Source organism: Corynebacterium sp. (assembly GCF_030826625.1).
In the GTDB taxonomy this organism is placed as follows: Bacteria; Actinomycetota; Actinomycetes; order Mycobacteriales; family Mycobacteriaceae; genus Corynebacterium.
Genome location: NZ_JAPJNQ010000001.1, coordinates 85,348 through 104,358, shown reverse-complemented (window position 1 = coordinate 104,358; position 19,011 = coordinate 85,348). Strand labels below are relative to the sequence as shown.

The following is a 19,011-nucleotide window of genomic DNA, read 5'->3' as shown; positions in this document are numbered from 1 at the left end:
TTGAAGCCCAAACCGCCTAGAATTAAACCAGTCCAACTTTCGGGGGCCAGTTCATGCGTTATCAGCGCCTCCCGAAAAAATAGGAAAATGCTCGGCAGGAGCGCGTCTGATGATGGGATTGCTACCAATCATCGCCTCCGCCAGCGCGGGTATATTTCTCGCTGCAATTGGTTTTCAGGCAAGCATGGCACTATGCGCTCTGTGCTCGGTTATCTCCTGTTTGATAGCGGCAAGTTCAGTCCTACGCACACTGCCTAAAGCATCCGATTTCAATTTGCTCCCCGTATGCGAGTAAGTCCCAAGGGCCTTTGTCACTGACGTGTCTTCTCGATGGATCGCTGGGGAGGCACTACCGAACTCGATGCGACCGAGGCTTTGCTGCTGCAAGCACTCAACCAGGCGATTGTCGCGGCAAAGGAAAAACAGGTCCCATTCACCATTCGGATCACGGTTCATAGTATGTCAGCGTTGTCTACAACCAGCGCCTTCCCAGCACGAAATCACCGCTTCCACCGGAATTTTTGGCGACTGATATGACAATGCTCTGGCGGCAAACGTCAACGTTCCCTCACAAGAACGAGTTGATCCATACTCGCGGGTGGGACACTTCATCCCTTTTGAATAGCTCAGCTTGCCTTGGGGCCAGTATGAATCGATAGCCCATATGGGTTAAGGCCTGCTTTTCTGCGGGAAAGATCTTGGAGCAAAGCATACAAGCGCGGCGACAGACAAAAGTACAAGAAGAATGGATAACGAAATACCGTTAGCGTTTGCGAGGAAAGCGAATAGCAACATGCCAACGGGGATGCCGACGGTGTTTATGATTTGGTCGCGCACGGCAAAACGGTTAACCAAGTCATCTGAAGGGAGTTCTTGCCCCAAGACATCCCAGGTGATTCCTGAGATGGCGGTCAATGCGCCGCTCAGCGCGGTGGCGATGGCAATAACGTAAATGCTGGACGATAAAAACAGTGCTAAAAGATGTCCGGCATAAGCGGCACATAAGGCTATCTGAAGGAGATTCCAGTGCACCTTTTTCCACATGGGAAAAGACGATAATAAAGAACCCAAGAGGGCGCCTGCCGCGCCGACGGATGCGATCCATCCCCACGTAGATTCAGAGAACCGGTCCATCACTGAGGTGGGTGCCGCGGAACCGATAAAACCAATCGTTGTGGCTACGATAAGCCAAGTAACTAGTCCGTGAACAGCCCACTGGGGAAGCCTGACACGCGAGATGGTGGCTTTTACTGGAGAGGGCTCGGCGGTTTCTTCCGGCTCTTCCTGCTGCCCAGATTTGCTGCGGACATTCCAATAAGACGCGATAAATGCCATGGATATGGCAAAGGTAAAGGTGTCTATCACCAGAACTGCCTTGAAGCCCATTCCCAGGGTCAAAGCGGAGCCGAGGAGTGGGCCGGCGAGGAAGAGGGCATCACCAATGGCAGAAAGTAGGGAGTTTATCTTGCGGCGCTCTTTCCCGGTAAGGATAGAGGCGAGGAGGGAGAACCTATTGGGGCCAAACCACGGGGCGAAGAAACCGTAAAGGAAGGATGAAATGATCAGGGCTGGGCCCCAAAAATTCGGGAAAAGTACCAGGTAAACAAGAAGCCCAACCTGCGCCAGGGCTCTGCCAAAATCTGATAGAACCATGATTCTAGCCGGAAAAACCGGGGTTGGTATCTTGTCGAGGGCCAGCGATGAAATCAGTTTGGCGGACCACAGTGCGATAAGGACAAAGGTAAGCAACCTACCGCTGGAATCCAATTTAAACGATTGGATGGCAAAAGCGGTGGGGATGAGGCCATCGCCAAGCGCGGAAGCCACCACGGCGAATACTAGGTTTCTAGCGCGTGTATTGAGCAAGTGACTTCTTTCCGTTAGATCAAAGGAGTAAACAGGAGCCCAGCTTCAAAGCCTTTCTGCCAGAAGTTTAGAACTTCTTCCAGTGGAATTTGACTGAATGATGCTGCTTCGCTCACGGAGACACTGGGAGTCGTGATGAGAAGCGTTAAAATTCTCTCGAAATCAGGATCCGCTCCCCTGATGGAATTAATGCTAACGGCTGACAGGTATCACAAGAGGTGCAATTGTCTTGAGACAACAAAAGTCCTGATAATTGAGCATTTATAGGGTGAATTAAATGTGTGCAGGTGGCGGTGATGCGCTGCGGCAGGCCCTCCGGGGTGAGTTGAATCCGGGAAATTGGGTGCGTTTCTCTGCGGTTGGCGAGAAAGCGGCATCGCAGAATTGACCAGGCCAATGATGAAGTACCCCGAGTTTTGTTCCTAGGCATTTGCCTTGTTTTCCATTATTTCCCGGGACTCATCGTGTTCCCACAACGCGTCTTCAACCTCAGCCGGGACGCGGTATCCCAAGCTTTGATGGAGCCTTTCCTCTTTACACCAATTCACCCACTCAAACGTGGCGTTCTGCTCAATTTTTGGGGCCTCTTCCAGAGCCTCCCATCTACTCAAACGGATCAAATCCCGGAACACTTCAAGCCCCGCCCGAGCACCCAGAAACACCCCACGTTGCTGGGAGTACACTGGAAAGAGTTCTCCAGTCCGGACGAAACAAACCGCACTACTAAACCAGTCCCAGTACACCCCCAGCACGAAGGAAGCACAGTAGTTTCTATGTCGGCTTTTGAATCACAGGCATGGCTGCAGCATTACACGCCATCTACCCCGCACACGCTCGATTACGGCAACGTGACCTTGTTGGATGTTTATGACAACAACTTGGCAATCAACCGGAGCAAGCCCGCGACGTGGTTTTTCGGCCGCGGCATGTCTTACGGGGAACTCGATGAGCAGGTCCGGGGCATTGCCGCTGGTCTACGCTCCCTTGGCGTCGGCCCGGGCGACCGGGTGGCACTAATCCTTCCGAACTGCCCGCAGCACGTCGCCGCGTTTTACGCTGTGCTCAAGCTGGGCGCGATCGTCGTCGAGCACAACCCGCTCTATACTTCCCACGAGCTGCGTGACCCATTTGCCAACCATGGTGCGCGTGTGGCGATTGTCTGGGATAAGGCCACGGAAACTGTCGAAAAGCTACGCCAGGACCGCGAACTCGCGCTCGAGACTATCATCTCGGTGAACATGATCGACGCCATGCCGAAGTTGAAACAGTGGGCCTTGCGCATTCCGCTGCCGAAAATCCGCGAAACCCGCAAGCAGTTGACCGCCCCAGCTCCGAATACGGTGCCGTTTTCCGTGCTTGCCGACGGCTCCATGGGTGGTTCCCCAAGCGATTTCACTCCTGCCGACGGCGTCGACAAGAACACCCCCGCGCTGCTTCTGTACACTTCCGGCACCACTGGCAGCCCGAAAGGCGCGCAGCTGACCCACGGCAATCTGTATGCCAATATCCTGCAGGGCAAGCACTGGGTGCCAGGCCTGGGCGACCAGCACGAACGCCTGCTGGGTGCGCTGCCCATGTTCCACGCGTATGGTCTGACATTTTTCGGCACGCTGGGGCCATTTTTGGGTGCCGAGATGGTGCTGCTGCCGTCGCCGCAGATTCCGCTGCTGATGGACATTATGAAAAAACACCCGCCGACATGGATCCCGGGCGTGCCACCGCTGTACGAAAAAATCATCGAGGCAGCCGAGGACAAAGGCATCGACCTGTCGAAGATCCGCAATGCTTTCTCCGGGGCCTCCACCCTGCCGGTGCACACCGTGGAAAACTGGGAGCGCGCCACTTCCGGGCTACTGGTGGAAGGCTACGGCCTGACTGAATGTTCCCCTATTCTGGTGGGCAACCCGATGAGCGAGGACCGCCGCCCAGGTTATATCGGCGTGCCGTTCCCAGATACCGAGGTGCGCATCGCTAACCCGGACAACCTAGATGAGACGCTTCCCGACGGGCAGGAAGGCGAGCTACTCGCCCGCGGCCCGCAGGTTTTCCACGGTTATTATGACAACCCTGAGGCCACCGAGGCAGCGTTTCACGATGGCTGGTTCCGTACCGGCGATGTCGGAATCATGGAAGAAGACGGCTTTATCCGCTTGGTTTCGCGCATCAAGGAAATCATCATTACCGGTGGATTCAACGTCTACCCAGGTGAGGTGGAAGAAACCATGTTGAGCCATGCCGACGTCGTCGAGTGCGCCGTGGTTGGTCGTCCGCGTTCCGATGGTGCCGAGGATGTCGTGGCATGCGTGGTGCTTCGCGACGGCGCTGAGCTGAACCCAGAGGGGCTGCGCGCCTTTGCCAAGGAACGGCTGACTCCCTACAAGGTACCGCGCACCTTCTATCACTTCGAGGATCTGGCGAAAGACCAATTGGGTAAAATCCGCCGTCGCGAGGTGCAGGCTGACCTGCTGAAACGCTTAGAGGATGAGAGCTAGGCTAGATAGCTAGCCCGAACTCGGCGCGCACGCGGCAGACACACGGCCGCACGAGGCACACATGCGGCGCACACGCTGCCGCACACCGAAACATAGCTATTTCGTAAGTAGAAACGAACCAATACTAGCCAGCCAGACTTTTATCGCCTACTGTGGTTACAGAACCAAAACTGCAACCTAGATCACAGACTTACGTCACAGAATGCTAGCGGTCGTTAGCTACCGGTTGTTAGTTCGTATGCACGTGGTTCGCAGCACATGCACCTGGTGTGGCCATCAACGCCACAGGACAACCACAGGAGGATTGTTTCCCATGTCTCCATCTGAAGACTCCCCAAACGCTGAGAACGCCGCCAACCCCACCGGCGCAGCAACAGCATTCGAAAGCCGCGCCTGGCTCCAGCACTACAACGAAGCCTGCCCACCGGAAATCGAACTCGCCGAAATCACGCTTGTCGATAACTACATCGAAAACCTCAAAAAGAACCCGGACCGCAACGCAACCTGGTTTTTCGGCCAGACCAAAACCTTCGCGCAGATCGACAAGCAGGTCCGGGCGGTGGCTGCGAGTTTGAAATCACTGGGCGTCGGCAAGGGTGACCGAGTTGCCGTAATTCTGCCGAACTGTCCGCAGCACGTCGTTGCGGTGCACGCTATTCACCGCCTGGGCGCCACCGTCGTCGAGCACAATCCGCTATACACCCCGTATGAGCTGGAAGGCCTCTTCAAAGACCACGAGGCGCGCACCGCGATTGTGTGGGACAAAATCGCCGAATCTCTGGAACCACTCCGCCACAGCACTGCGCTACAAAACCTGATCGCGGTCAACATGGTCGAGGCCATGCCGACGACCAAGCAGCTGGCCTTGCGCTACCTACCGCTGCCGTCGGTACGCGAAAAACGCGATATGCTCACCGCAAAAGCTGACAACGCAATCCCGTACGGCATGCTTCTCGACGGCGCGATCGGCGGCACCGGCGAAAACCTGGAACCTGACCCGACGATTACCCCGGATGACATCGCATTCATCCTCTACACTTCGGGAACCACCGGAGCACCGAAGGGCGCGATGCTCAGCCACCGTAATATCTGCTCCAACGTGCAGATGGCCAAATACTGGCTACCAGGTATCGGCGAAAAGCCCGAAACCCTGATGGGCGCACTGCCGCTGTTCCACGTCTACGGCCTCACGCTTATCGGGGCACTGTCGTGCTACGTCGGCGGCGAGATCATCTTGCTGCCAAAGCCAGAGATCCCGCTGATTCTCGATGCCATCAAAAAGCGCAAGCCAACCTGGCTGCCGGGCGTGCCGACGCTCTACGACAAGATCGCCGAGGAAGCACAGAAAAAAGACCTCGATCTGCAGGGCATCCGATACTCGTTTGCCGGTGCCGCCCCACTGCCTGCCGCCACCGTCGACGAGTGGGAAAAACTGTCCGGCGGCCTGTTGGTGGAAGGCTACGGCCTAACCGAAACCTCGCCGGTGATCGTTGCTAACCCAGTCAACGAAAATCGCCGTCCGGGCTTTATCGGCGTGCCTATGCCCAATACCTTGATCCGCATCGCGGACCAGAATGATCCTTCCCGCACCATGCCGAACGGTGAAGAGGGCGAGGTCCTGGTCAAAGGGCCACAGGTGTTCCAGGGCTACTTGAATAAGCCGGAAGCCACCGAGGAGGCTTTCCACGACGGCTGGTTCCGCACCGGTGACATGGGCGTCATGGAAGAAGACGGCTTCTTGCGGCTGGTCTCCCGCTTGAAGGAAATCATCATCACCGGTGGTTTCAACGTGCACCCGGCTGAGGTGGAAGAAACCGTGAGTTCTCACCGCGACGTCGCCGATGTCGCCGTGGTGGGGCGCCCACGCAAGGATGGTTCGGAAGATGTGGTCGCCTGCGTGATTCTTAACGACGGCGCCGAGCTGGATCCGGAAGGTTTGCGCGAGTTCTGCCGTCAGCGCTTAACCCGCTACAAGGTTCCGCGCACCTTCTACCACTTTGAGGAATTGGCCCGCGACCAGCTGGGCAAAATCCGCCGACGTGAGGTACAAGCCGATCTGATGGAACGCTTGGGAGAGTCTGAAAACTAGCGAATCGAGATTCGCAAAAAACGCGCGAAATAGGGGCGTGCCGACGCATCACCGCAACCGTCGGCACGCCCCTTTTGCCTTACACACCGCTGTATGCTGGGAGTATTCACGACTTCGCACGAGATCCGCGCTAGTTATGTGAAACTACTCACCAATTGGTAGTGTGGGGTTATCTCAAATCGTGTGATGCACAACACCCCTACTCAAGGAGGTAGCAATGACCGCTTCGGATACCAAGGCGTGGCTACAGCACTACGGCGATATTCCGGAAAAACCGGAATACGAGCACAAGACTCTGCTGAGCTTGTACGACAGCAACCTGACCAATAACCACCACCGGCAGGCAACGTACTTCTTTGGCGAGACGATGACTTATAGCGAACTCGACAAGAACGTACGCGCTGTCGCCGCCGGTCTGAAGGCCTTCGGCGTAGGTCCGGGTGACCGCGTGGCAGTGCTGCTTCCGAACTGCCCGCAGCACGTTATTGCTTTTTATGCCATCCAGAAAATTGGTGCGACCGTCGTCGAGCACAACCCGCTCTATACCGCGCACGAGTTGGAAGGTCTGTTCCAGGATCACGGCGCCCGCATCGCGATTTGCTGGGACAAGGCCGCCCCAATGTTGGAGCAGGTTCGCAGCAAGACTCCACTGGAGACCATCATTTCGGTCAACATGATCAACGCGATGCCGCGCACCAAGCAGCTGGCTCTGCGATACCTGCCGCTGCCGTCGATCCGCGAAAAACGCAAGCAGCTGTCCCAGTTTGCACCGAACACCATCTCTTTTGAGTCCCTGGCCAGTGAGGCTTTCGGTGGCGACGGGCGGGAAATCCGTACCCCTGATTGTGTCACTAGTGAAACGACCGCGCTGATCCTCTACACCTCGGGCACTACCGGCGCACCGAAGGGTGCAGAGCTCACCCAGGGCAATATATCCGCGAATATCGCCCAGATCTTGGCGTTCTTCCCTACCTTGGGCCGCAACCCGGACGAACGCGTGCTGGGCGCTCTGCCAATGTTCCATGTTTACGGTCTAACGCTGATCGCCGGCCTGGCGGTGTCGCTGGGTGGCGAGATGGTGCTGGTACCAAAGCCGGAAATCCCGTTGCTGATGGACGTCATCAAAAACCGCAAGCCATCCTGGATGCCTGGCGTGCCGACGCTGTACTCCAAGGTTATGGAGGCAGCCGAGAAGCAGAACATTGATCTCAAGGGCATCACCAACTCCATTTCCGGTGCCGCCCCCTTGCCGGAAGACACCGTCGAGAAGTGGGAACAGCGCACCGGCGGCCTGCTGGTGGAAGGCTACGGCTTGACCGAGACCTCGCCGGTGCTGTGTTGTAACCCGCACTCGGAAAACCGGCGTCCGGGCTATATCGGTATCCCTTTCCCGGATACTGAGGTACGCATCGCCAACCCGGATAATTTGGAAGAGACCATGCCGGATGGCAAGGAAGGCGAGCTGCTCGGCCGCGGCCCGCAGGTTTTCAAAGGCTATCTGCACAATGAGGAAGCCACGGAAAACGCCTTCCATGATGGTTGGTTCCGCACCGGCGACATGGCTGTGATGGAAGAAGATGGCTTCGTGCGCATTGTTTCCCGCATTAAGGAAATGATCATCACCGGTGGTTTCAACGTCTACCCTGGCGAGGTCGAAGACTGCCTGGGCCAGCACCCTGATGTGGAAGAGTGCGCCGTCGTGGGGCGTCCGCGTAAGGACGGCTCCGAAGACGTCGTAGCCTGTGTGGTTCTGCGGGCAGGCGCCGCCCTGGACCCGGATGGACTAAAGGACTACTGCCGCGAGCGCCTGACTGCATACAAGGTTCCGCGCACCTTCTACCACTTCGAGGAGCTGGCTACTGACCAGATTGGTAAGCTGCGCCGCCGCGAAGTTCAGGCCGACCTGCTGGATATGTTGGGCCTGGTGCCGAAGGAGAAGGACGCCGCCGACGACGACACAGACGGTTCCGATGATTCCGATACTTCCGGTAAGGCGAAGCCGCTCGATGAGCAGCCAGACCACCAAGAATCCGACGTGGAGGGTGTCGAGGTAGAAGATCTTGCCGACGCCCAGCCGGACGAGGCTGCTGCCGCCCAGCCGGACGAGGCTGACAAGAAGTAGCGCTTCGCCGGGCTAGTACTTGCTAGTTCTGCGACTTCTGTTTTTCGTACTGCCGAAAGGGCCTGACTCCGATTAAACCATCGGGGCCAGGCCCTTGAGCTTTTTCTGGCCAGTGTGGTGAAGGGACCAGACACCGACGTCGGCAAGCCGGCCTGGCTCTGGTTTCACTGATTTTTCCAATAGTTAACCGCCATGGAAAGCCATGTACGTGGGCCACCCACGGCGGTTTTTAGTGTCTCTGAAATCGAAATTACTCACACGATTCAGAAGACAGCGTCAATCTATTGCTGGGCTTTTGCCAGCGCGTCGTCAATCTGTTCTTTGTAACGTTCGATTGCCCATGGAACAGTCAGTGGGTTAATCATCGATGACCCCGTAACAAAGGACTGGTCGGTCGGAGCAACCTCAGCACCCTGTGCAATAGCAGCGATACTGGAGTACGCAGGGTCTTGGTGCAGTTCTTTCCGCGAGGCTTCGTCAGAGTAGAAGGTGAAGATCAAATCTGAATCATTCAATTTATCCAGATTTTCTGCACTGACGGTCGCGGAGTCAGTTCCCGCAACGACGCTATCCCGGAACTCTTCAACCGCTGGATCTACCTGGAGGCCCAATTTGGACACGAATTGAACACGCTGTTCCGTTGGCAAGAAGATGCCGTAGTTTCCCACTCCAGAGTTATAGATGAAGCTGAAGGTGTGCTCGCCGTAAGATTCTTCCTTGGCATCGTCAAACTGCTGGTTGATACCGTCGATCAAGTCCTGCGCTTGGTCGCCTTTACCCAGTGCTTCAGCAACAGTATTGATCTGTTCTTCCCAAGTAATAACCCATGGCTCTTCTTCGTACGCGACGGTTGGCGCAATCTCACTGATCTGGTCGTACTGCTCTTGCGTAAGGCCAGACCAAGGGGCCAAGATCAGATCAGGTTCCAACGCCGCAATCTCTTCCGCGCTAAGTTCTTCGGCACCGGTAATCAGCTCTGGCTTCTCGTCATCTTTGACGCCCATTTCTTCGAGCTCTTCGTTGACCCATGGCAAGTAGCCCGATTCATCTGCACCCCATTCATAGGATTCAACGGCGATCGGGACCACGCCGAGTGCAAGAGTAGTCTCGGTGGAACCCTGGCCAAGGGTAACCACACGTTCGGGTGTGCCCTCAATCTCGGCAACACCAAGTGCGTGTTCAATCGTGCGTGTTTCACCAGAGTTGTTGTCGGCAGCATCATTGCTTTCGCCATTTTCAGCACACGCTGCAAGACCAAGCATTAAGGTCATAGAAGAGACAACTGCTGCTAGACGGGCAATTAAGCCGCTACTGTTGCTTGTATGCAAAACCGAATGGGGCATAAGAGATGACATGCTCATTCCTTCTTTCGTTGATTCCGCGCACCGCCATACGACACATTGTTGGCACGATTTTCCGTAAGGTCATCAGAAAGTCTGATAAACATTTTCAGGATATAGGGCGCCCGACACATTATGCAAGGTTTTCCTATTTAACAAACAGGACACCAGATGCTAGCGCATCCACCAAAATAACAAGAAATTCACAGACTTCATTCATTGAACCATCTGAAGCCTTACCTTAGTGTCGGTCTCTATGGATTCATACCCCCAGAAGTTCGTCCCACAAGCACAACCAGGATTACAATTCCTGGGAGACGGCTATAGTCATCAACACGCCTTGTCATCCGCCGGACAAACGCTCAATCAAGCCCTCGCGCCGACATTTAGCCCGTCACCCGAGACTTTTTGTCCCAACAAGGACCTTGGCGTCGACGAACTTTCTGCAGCTTTCAATGCTGTAGAAATTGACACACCACTGGGGTCGCTAGACGAAGCACTAAAAGAACTCAATGATCTTTGGGTATCACACGCTATCCGGTACGATTCCCCACGTTATCTTGCGCATCTAAATTGCCCTATAACAGCAGCAGGTTTCGCCGGAGCGACCATTTCTGCAGGATTGAATACTGCAGTCGAAAGCTGGGATCAGGGACGCGGCGCAGCAATCATCGAAGACCAAATCATAAAGTGGTTCGCTGCCTCCGCAGGAATGAACGCGAATAACGCAACTGGGACGTTTACCTCAGGTGGCACACAGTCAAACTTACAAGCCCTTTACACTTCCCGTGAAAAAGCTTTGAACTCGGGATCGAGTCTAGACTCCCTTCGAGTTCTTTGCTCCGCAGAAGCACATTATTCTATTGCGCGCTCCGCCCATATTTTAGGCCTTCCAAAGGAAGCTGTCATTACAATCGAGTGTGATTCGTCTGGTGCACTAAAAATTTCCTCTCTCCGCCGTACAATCAACTCCTTAATCGAGACCGATGGCAAACACACCATAGCCTGCTTAGCCCTTACTGCAGGCACAACAGATCTAGGAGCAATTGACCCGATTGCACAAGCAACCCAGATAGCGCAGCAGCACGGAATTTATGTTCACGTAGATTGTGCTTACGGTGGTGCCCTTCTGCTTAGCGATAAAAACCAAAAACTACTCTCTGGGCTTCACCAAGCAAATTCATTTAGCCTTGACTTTCACAAAACGTTTTTCCAACCAGTCGCATGTTCAGCTTTGATCTATCGCGACCTCACTGAACTTGAACACGTCACTTGGCATTCGGATTACCTTAATCCAGAGACCGACACTCGATTGAATCTTGCAAACCGCTCATTACAAACAACCCGACGCTTCGATGCACTCAAATTGTGGCTCAGCCTACGAGCCGACGGACCCAAAGCGCTAGGCCAAGCATTCGATAGATGTTGCGAAATTGCTACCGATGCAGCGGAGCTAATTCATGAATTTCCGGAACTAGAATTACTCACTACCCCGACATTGAGCACAGTCCTTTTCCGTTTCCTACCATCACTGCCAGGTAGTCCAAGCTCACACACTTGTATGCGGGAGACCGAAGTCATCAACAAAATCAACGATGCAATCCGTCGTCAGTTGTTCAACGCGAATGAACTCGTCATAGCCAGCACCAGGCGCAACGGCAAAACCTACCTGAAATTCACAATACTGAACCCACGTCTCACTAAGGATGATATTCGCTACGCATTAGAGAAAATTTGTGCGGCTGGAACAGATGAATGCGCCAAACTACAAAGCAAGGAGGAAATTGATGACTAAGAAAATCCACGAACAACCGTCAACTAATATAACTCAGCGCGTTGCTGCCGATGAAGTTTTCGACATTGTCGGGATCGGCATCGGGCCCTTCAATCTGGGAATGGCGGCACTCGCACACCCCTTGGTGCAATCGAATGAGCTCAAAGCCATCTTTTTCGACGAAAATCAAGGTTTTTGTTGGCACCCTGGCGTAATGTTTCCAAACTCTACGATCCAGGTTCCCTTCATGGCGGACCTCGTCAGTCTGGCCGATCCCACCAGCCCTTGGAGCTTCCTAAACTACTTAAAAAGACAGGGGCGAATTTATCAGTTTTACATTCGCGAATCTTTTTACCCATATCGTACGGAATACTCTAATTATTGCGCCTGGGTTGCAGGCCAACTTAGCACACTCCAATGGTCTAGCCCCGTAACAGATGTTCATCGAACGAAAGACGGACTTTGGCGAGTCCAAGTTGGAGGCACAAACCCCAGGGCCGTACTTGCGAAGAATCTTGTCAACGGAACGGGAACTCAACCTTACGTCCCGACTTCGCTCCAACCCAATCTTGTCGAATCTAGAAATCAGACCAAAAACATTATTCACAGTTCTGACTTCCTATTTCATGCAGAACGTTTATCGAACAGTGAAGACATACAGTCATTGACCATCGTCGGCTCCGGCCAGTCTGCAGCAGAAATTTATCGTCACCTGATGGAGCCCTTCGCAGCAACCGGTCGCCGTCTTAATTGGTTAACAAGATCACCCCGTTTCTTCCCAATGGAATACACTGCGCTCACCTTGGAGTTAACTAGTACGGACTACGTGCGCCACTTCCACAGACTTCCAGAAGCGCGACGCGATCAAATTAATCGCCAGCAGCGAAACCTGTACAAGGGCATCTCCGGCGATTTAGTTAACGATATTTATGACACGTTATATCAACTGTCCATTACCACTCCGCTACGCGGAGAGCTACGCCCAGATGTCACCGTGGAGTTGTTCACAGAAAGTGATCCCAAAAGCTCATACGAACGACACATCAACGAGCAGGCCGCGGAGAGCCAAATACTACTGAAGCTGACCAACAACGAAACCGGTAATGCCGACATACATGCGACTGATGCCGTCATCCTCGCTACAGGCTACGGGCGCCCTGCCATACCTTCGCATTTGATTACCGCTGCGGAAGCAGGCGAAATCAACACAGACAAACAAGGACGTCTGGACGTAAATCTCGATTTTACGGTTAACCAGCGACGTGACTTATACGTGCTCAATGCCGAAGAACATACCCATAGCCTCAATGCCCCAGACTTGGGAATGGGAGCTTGGCGGAACTCAATCATTCTCAACAACATATGCGGCCGCACAGTCTACGAAGTGGAAGATTCCTGGACTTTCCAACAATTTGGAGGAGAAAACGTATGAGTAAATCACAACAACCCTGCCACCCAATCAGCTTGACTCCTGGTGCAATGCATACTTCGTTAGGGACAGTCAATATTCGCCCAGTGCAACCAACGAAGGATGCTAAAACACTACATACATGGGTCACTCATCCTCGTTCGCACTTTTGGGGTGCTTTAGATGCCAGTGAACAAGAGATTTTGGCAGAATACCGACGCATCGAAACAAGCAATGCTGAACAGGCTTGGCTACTATATCTCGACGGAAATCCGATTGCTCTTTCGGAAACCTACGACCCAAAGCACGTTGTACTTAACACATGTTCTGAATTCACTCTCCATGAAGGCGATATCGGGATGCACATCCTAGTTTCGCCTCCCATAGGCAAGAGCATCCATGGACTGACCGATAACATCTTCTCTGCTCTAGTCCGCTGGATTTTTAGCCACGGTGAAGTGAACCGAATCGTCGTCGAGCCTGATGTCTCTAATTTGGGAATCCATCGAAAAAATGCCCGAACAGGATTCACCCAACCAGGGCTCACAACAACCTTAACGATGTCCGGAAAACCGAAAACCGCGTTAATCCAATATTGCACACGCCCTGATTTTCTGGGCTCGCCGAATGCCCCTCTGAGTTATCCTATTGCGCCTACCCCCTGGGAGTTAATTAAGCCCACAGATTCATCCAGCCCCGTAACACTCGGTATCGGCCACTTAGCCAAAACCGCTGAAGCAGCACACCGCGAACTTTTCGCCAAAGCATTGCGGGAATTCACCCATGAAAGACTTATATCCCCGCGAAAGATCAAAGAGTCTGCTAATGAGACTGAGTCTAACGATGGCAATCACAGCGGATGGCGTTCCTATCAAATCAGCTGGGGATCCCGGAAACTAATTTTTCGGGCTCGCGAGCATAGATTGCTTCATCTCAGCGTAGATCCGCTCAGCATCCACGATCCAGCAGATCTCACTTGGACACCCGATATCATTACAGGTATCGCTGATGCAGCTGAGCAACTTGGTATCGCGAAAAGCTCGCGCGAAACGTACCTCGAAGAAATTTCAGCAACTTTCGCCGCACGTGCGCGGACTTTATCCATTCCACGGCCAACATCTACTGAACTGGCCGACGCTACTCGAGATCCTGCAGAGCTATTCCAGGCAATTGAATCTGCGATGGTAATTGGTCACCCTGGCTTCTTAGCTAACTCCGGTCGCGGAGGAATGGGCGAAACTCAACTCCGTGCTTTCTCGCCAGAACTCAGTAGTACTACTGATCTTGTTTGGTGTGCCGTAGACAAAAACTATGCACATCTCGCGACAATCGAGTACGAGAGGGCGCAAGAATCAGGGTCTTCTCATTCTTCTAACGAGGCTATATTGACTCTGGTTCCGGATTTTAAAGACCGCTGTAGACTAGCTGGCCTTAATCCGGACGACTACATCCCGCTACCTGTTCACCCTTGGCAGTGGGAGCAACGTTTTACCACCACATTCTCCGCTGATTTAGCTACCGGTCGAATTGTTCCACTCGGTCGAGAAGGGGAAGCCTACCGCCCACAACAATCTCTGCGCACTTTCTTCAACACTTCTACTCCAGCTGCACCATACGTAAAAACCGCCGTCGCAGTTCGTAACATGGGTTTTACTCGCGGGCTTTCTGCACATTACATGGAGTCAACTCCACGAGTTAATCTCTGGCTGCTGAATTTAATCGGAGATGATCCAGAGTTTTTCCAATCAGGCATTGGATTTCTCCCTGAGATTGCGTCAGTAGGATATACAGGCAGTGTTTACCATCGCGTCACCAACGACGGTTCTCACACTAAAATGACCGCTGCATTATGGAGACAATCTCCGTTCAGCCCCGAGACCACTCCCGCATTGGATGACGGCGACACTTTATCTACGCTAGCGGGCATACTTCACTCTGATGACGAAGGATTACCTCTTATAAGTGCCTGGATTAATCAGAGCGGCTTATCGGCTGTTGACTGGATCAACCAGCTTTTGACTCTGTACGTTCGCCCTCTCATTCATGCACTGGTGCGTTACGGAATTGTTTTCATGCCTCATACGGAAAACGTCATTTTACGTCTCAATCAGAATAAACCGGTTGGCATTTATCATAAGGACCTTGGCGAAGAAATAGCCGTGGTGTCGAATGAAACGCCGGTTCCTTCTGGACTAGAACGATTGCGCGCTCGCTGCGGTTCTGACTCACCCGAAGATTTATCCCAGCAGGCGCTTTCTATACATACTGATGTTATTGACGGCGTTCTCCGCCATCTCGCAGCACTGCTTGACGATCATGCAATTCTCGAGGAAGACGTCTTTTGGGAACAGCTTCGGCACGTTGCCTCCGTATATGCCAAAGATCATCCTGAACTAACTACCGGAGACTCTCGGCAGGCAAGGCTTTGGCAAGCTCTATTGGCACCGAGATTCCGACATTCAACGTTAAACCGGTTACAGCTTCGCAACCCTCATACTATGGTTACTCTTGGTGACCAAGATTCGTCGCTCATCTACGCTGGTGAACTGGAAAATCCTCTGCACGGTGTCTAAATGGTGCCACTCGCGTGTTTGTTCCAAGACTTAAGGTTTATCACTGGGCTCAATGATCTAATAAGTTAGTCTTTACTATGAAATCGACAAGATTATCTTCGAGACGTAGCATGCGCAAGAACTCGCAAGAATATACGCGGTCATCGCGGTCCCTGCGCACTCGTCGCATTACAGGGTTGCTAGCACTCGCTCTTCTCCTCGCCGCTGCTTTACTCGCTAGTCTACTTTTTGGTGCCCGGCCTATTGCGTTCGCAGATGCCTTACAAGCATTAATTAATCTACCTTCATTGCTAGACGAACCTCAGTCTGGTTCCGCGGACGCTCGCGTTATCGCAGATCTCCGCTGGCCCCGCACCCTCATCGGCTTATTTGTCGGTGCCGCACTCGGTGTCGCAGGTGCATTAATCCAAGGCCATACCCGAAACCCACTGGCTGACCCAGGACTATTGGGTGTTTCAGCGGGCGCAGCATTCGCTGTCGTCTTAGGCTTTTTCGCGTTTGGACTCACTTCTGCCTTGAGCACATCCGTCGTGGCTTTTTGTGGTGCAGTTCTTGCCACTGCATTAGTTTTCGGTCTTGCCTCGCTGGGTGGGGGACAGATCAATCCACTCACGTTAATCCTTGGCGGCGCTGCGCTAACAGCGGTGCTACATTCCATGACCACTGCGCTCACACTCATCGACGACAACAGTCTGGACCGGATGCGCTTCTGGAGCGTTGGCGCATTATCTGGCAGGGATCTTTCAATTTTTTGGGGCACCGCGCCGTTTATCGCGGTCGGACTCATAGTTGCACTTGCAACCGCGCCTACGTTGAATCTGCTGAATCTTGGCGACGACGCAGCTAGTGCGCTTGGCGTCAATACTTACCGGGCTCGGTTGGCCGGCATGGTGGTCATCGCGTTACTTGCGGGAGCTGCCACGGCGGCCGCGGGCCCGATCGGCTTCATTGGTTTGGTTGTACCGCATATTGCTCGTAGTCTGTGCGGGCCTGATTACCGGTGGATTCTTCCATATTCAGCGCTGACCGGTGCTAGCTTGCTGTTGCTTTCAGATATTTTGGGCCGTCTCATTGCCCGCCCGGGTGAATTACAAGTGGGAATCGTACTGGCATTCGTCGGTGCGCCATTCTTTATGTACCTCATTTATCGGCGGAAGGTAGTTGCTCTATGACGAACTCACCACATCTACTGTCCCGTCCAGTGGTGCCGGGGCGGCCAGCGCTACGCAAGGGGCGTATCTCTCTGGTCTGGCGCCCATGGGTTCTTTTTAGCACCATCGCGATGATCTGCGCAGCAGTGATCATCTTTGCTGCTTCGATCGCCATCGGCGATTATCCTTTAACTGTCCCTGAGGTATTGCGCATAATTTTCCTTGGCGACGGTTCTCGTATTGAACGTATCGCAGTTTTCGATTGGCGTATGCCACGGGCTTTAACAGCACTCACAGTAGGTTTTGCTCTGGGTTTGGCTGGTGCGCTAACTCAATCAGTGACTGGCAACCCACTTGCTAGTCCAGACATACTTGGTATTACCTCTGGCGCTTCTGCTGCCGCCGTGACCGTGCTGACCTTCGGTGGAGGTGTTGGAGCTTTTGCTGCGGTAGCCGGAAAGGTTGCCACCTTCGGCTTACCCCTTGCAGCACTGGCTGGTGGTCTCATTACTGGTGCTGTCGTCTGGATCCTTTCATCACGGGGCAGTTTCGATGCCTATCGGCTGGTGCTATTCGGAATCATTATCACGGCTCTCATGAATGCTTATATCGGCTTTTTGATGACACGAGCAGAGTTACGGGATGCCGCTACTGCGCAACAGTGGTTAGCAGGTTCCCTCAATTCGACTAACTGGGACCGCGCGGTTCCGGTAGCACTCGTCATCCTCATCTGCGTCCCGCTATTAGCTTGGATGGCGTACACACTCACTGCTGCCGTGCTTGGACAAGATCTCGCCGCAGCACTTGGCCTTCGCGTCTCACGCACACAGCTAACTTTTTTGGTTATCGCAGTAACTCTGGCATCAATCGCCGTGGCTGCAGCTGGGCCGATCGGATTCGTCGCGTTTGTCGCACCGCAGTTGGCGGTACGCATCACCAAGCTCTCCACACCACCACTGGTCGCTTCTGCATTCATGGGCGCAATCTTGCTGTTAGGAGCTGACCTCGTGGTTCGCACGAATATCCCCGTAGATCTCCCGGTTGGCATCGTGACTTCCGCTTTTGGTGGTGTATTCCTTCTCTACCTGCTTATCAGCTCGAATCTCAAGCGGTCTAGGTCGTCATGATCAAATTAAAAACAACTCGTAACAAGAACTAAGAATAAGACACTAAGAATAAAACGATGAACAATCCAATTTCTACGCCCCCTAACCGTGGTGTCAGCGTCAATGCGCAAAATATCTGTGTCGGTTATGGCGATAACATCATCATCGATGATCTTTCAGTGGATTTCCCAAGTGGAGAAATCACCACCATCATCGGCCCCAACGGTTGTGGAAAATCTACCCTCTTGCGCGCAGTTTCCCGACTCATTCCCCTTCGCCAAGGCACGGTGACCGTCGACGGTAAAGACGCGACCACAATGAAGCGTAAAAACCTGGCAAAAACTGTAGGTGTCTTGCCTCAGACCCCCAGTGCTCCGGAGGGATTATTAGTCTCGGATCTGGTCGCACGCGGACGCCACCCGCACCAGTCGTGGATCAACCAGTGGTCCGCTGCCGATGAACAAGAGGTGCTGCGCGCACTCGAACTCACGAACACTGCACATCTAGCTGAACGCTCGCTAGAGGCATTATCTGGAGGCCAACGCCAACGAGTGTGGATCAGCATGGTGCTTGCACAACAAACCGATGTGTTGTTTTTAGACGAACCCACTACCTACCTGGATCTTTCGCATTCCATCGACGTTCTGAATTTGGTCACGCGCCTGAAGCATGATTTGGGTCGAACCATCGTTATGGTGCTTCATGATCTCAACCTTGCGATCCGTTATTCCGATCATCTCGTAGTGATGAAAGATGGCGCAATACACGCCAGTGGCAGCCCTGCTCAGGTCATCACTCCTGAATTACTCAGCGAAGTCTTCAACCTGGATGCCCACGTCAACCCTGACCCAGTCATGTCTGAAGCACGTGGCACTACGGTTCCACTAATCGTGCCTGCTGCACCTCCGGGCATGTAAAACCCTGCCACCCCATTCAGCAACGCCCCACCCCACACAAGTGGTTTCTAAAACAAAATCATGAGAATTTACTCACATTTCCCGCGAGTTATCCGCGTGAGATAACTAGCATGCACTACGGTAGCCAAAGACAACATGAACGTTTCCTCATATTTTCTGTAAAGGATGCCACT

At 53.5% G+C, this 19,011-nt stretch carries 11 protein-coding genes; 9 read left to right on the top strand and 2 right to left on the bottom strand.

What is annotated here, in order from left to right; all coding sequences use genetic code 11:
• Nucleotides 1-669: 669 nt before the first annotated feature.
• The gene (locus RCH87_RS00410) at nt 670-1,830 is read right to left on the bottom strand and encodes an MFS transporter (protein ID WP_373690878.1); all 1,161 of its coding nucleotides are present in this window, start codon (nt 1,828-1,830) and stop codon (nt 670-672) included.
• An 809-nt stretch (nt 1,831-2,639) separates the two neighbouring features.
• Here RCH87_RS00410 and RCH87_RS00405 point away from each other — a divergent pair.
• The 3 genes from RCH87_RS00405 (at nt 2,640) to RCH87_RS00395 (ending at nt 8,569) form a co-directional block, all read left to right on the top strand.
• A complete protein-coding gene (locus RCH87_RS00405; protein WP_306514767.1) occupies nt 2,640-4,358 on the top strand; it encodes a long-chain-fatty-acid--CoA ligase in 1,719 nt (572 codons plus the stop codon).
• Nucleotides 4,359-4,671: 313 nt separating this feature from the next.
• Nucleotides 4,672-6,447, top strand: a complete 1,776-nt coding sequence (locus RCH87_RS00400) for a long-chain-fatty-acid--CoA ligase (protein WP_306514766.1) — start codon at nt 4,672-4,674, stop codon at nt 6,445-6,447.
• A gap of 217 nt (nt 6,448-6,664) precedes the next feature.
• The gene (locus RCH87_RS00395) at nt 6,665-8,569 is read left to right on the top strand and encodes a long-chain-fatty-acid--CoA ligase (protein ID WP_306514765.1); all 1,905 of its coding nucleotides are present in this window, start codon (nt 6,665-6,667) and stop codon (nt 8,567-8,569) included.
• A gap of 281 nt (nt 8,570-8,850) precedes the next feature.
• Here RCH87_RS00395 and RCH87_RS00390 read toward each other — a convergent pair whose 3' ends face one another.
• Nucleotides 8,851-9,924: an iron-siderophore ABC transporter substrate-binding protein gene (locus tag RCH87_RS00390; protein WP_049167843.1), complete on the bottom strand. Its 1,074-nt coding sequence runs from the start codon at nt 9,922-9,924 to the stop codon at nt 8,851-8,853.
• Between the two features lie 241 nt (nt 9,925-10,165).
• Between RCH87_RS00390 and RCH87_RS00385 the strand changes: the two genes are divergently transcribed.
• The 6 genes from RCH87_RS00385 to RCH87_RS00360 all read left to right on the top strand — a co-directional run bounded on the left by RCH87_RS00385 (nt 10,166) and on the right by RCH87_RS00360 (nt 18,838).
• Nucleotides 10,166-11,704 carry an aminotransferase class V-fold PLP-dependent enzyme gene (locus tag RCH87_RS00385; RefSeq protein ID WP_144737001.1) on the top strand — a complete coding sequence of 513 codons (1,539 nt, stop codon included), beginning with the start codon at nt 10,166-10,168 and terminating at the stop codon, nt 11,702-11,704.
• Nucleotides 11,697-13,115, top strand: a complete 1,419-nt coding sequence (locus tag RCH87_RS00380; protein ID WP_126844278.1) for a lysine N(6)-hydroxylase/L-ornithine N(5)-oxygenase family protein — start codon at nt 11,697-11,699, stop codon at nt 13,113-13,115. Before RCH87_RS00385 ends, RCH87_RS00380 begins: the two co-directional genes overlap by 8 nt.
• Nucleotides 13,112-15,664, top strand: coding sequence for a GNAT family N-acetyltransferase (locus RCH87_RS00375; RefSeq protein ID WP_186310246.1), 2,553 nt, complete (start codon nt 13,112-13,114; stop codon nt 15,662-15,664). The genes RCH87_RS00380 and RCH87_RS00375 overlap by 4 nt, the downstream gene beginning before the upstream one ends.
• A 110-nt stretch (nt 15,665-15,774) precedes the next feature.
• Nucleotides 15,775-16,836 (top strand): iron ABC transporter permease, encoded by a 1,062-nt coding sequence (locus RCH87_RS00370; RefSeq protein WP_284594968.1) that lies wholly within the window; start codon nt 15,775-15,777, stop codon nt 16,834-16,836.
• Nucleotides 16,833-17,942, top strand: a complete 1,110-nt coding sequence (locus tag RCH87_RS00365) for an iron chelate uptake ABC transporter family permease subunit (RefSeq protein WP_049167842.1) — start codon at nt 16,833-16,835, stop codon at nt 17,940-17,942. Before RCH87_RS00370 ends, RCH87_RS00365 begins: the two co-directional genes overlap by 4 nt.
• Nucleotides 17,943-17,998: 56 nt before the next feature.
• Nucleotides 17,999-18,838 (top strand): ABC transporter ATP-binding protein, encoded by an 840-nt coding sequence (locus RCH87_RS00360; RefSeq protein ID WP_018121153.1) that lies wholly within the window; start codon nt 17,999-18,001, stop codon nt 18,836-18,838.
• Nucleotides 18,839-19,011: the final 173 nt, after the last annotated feature.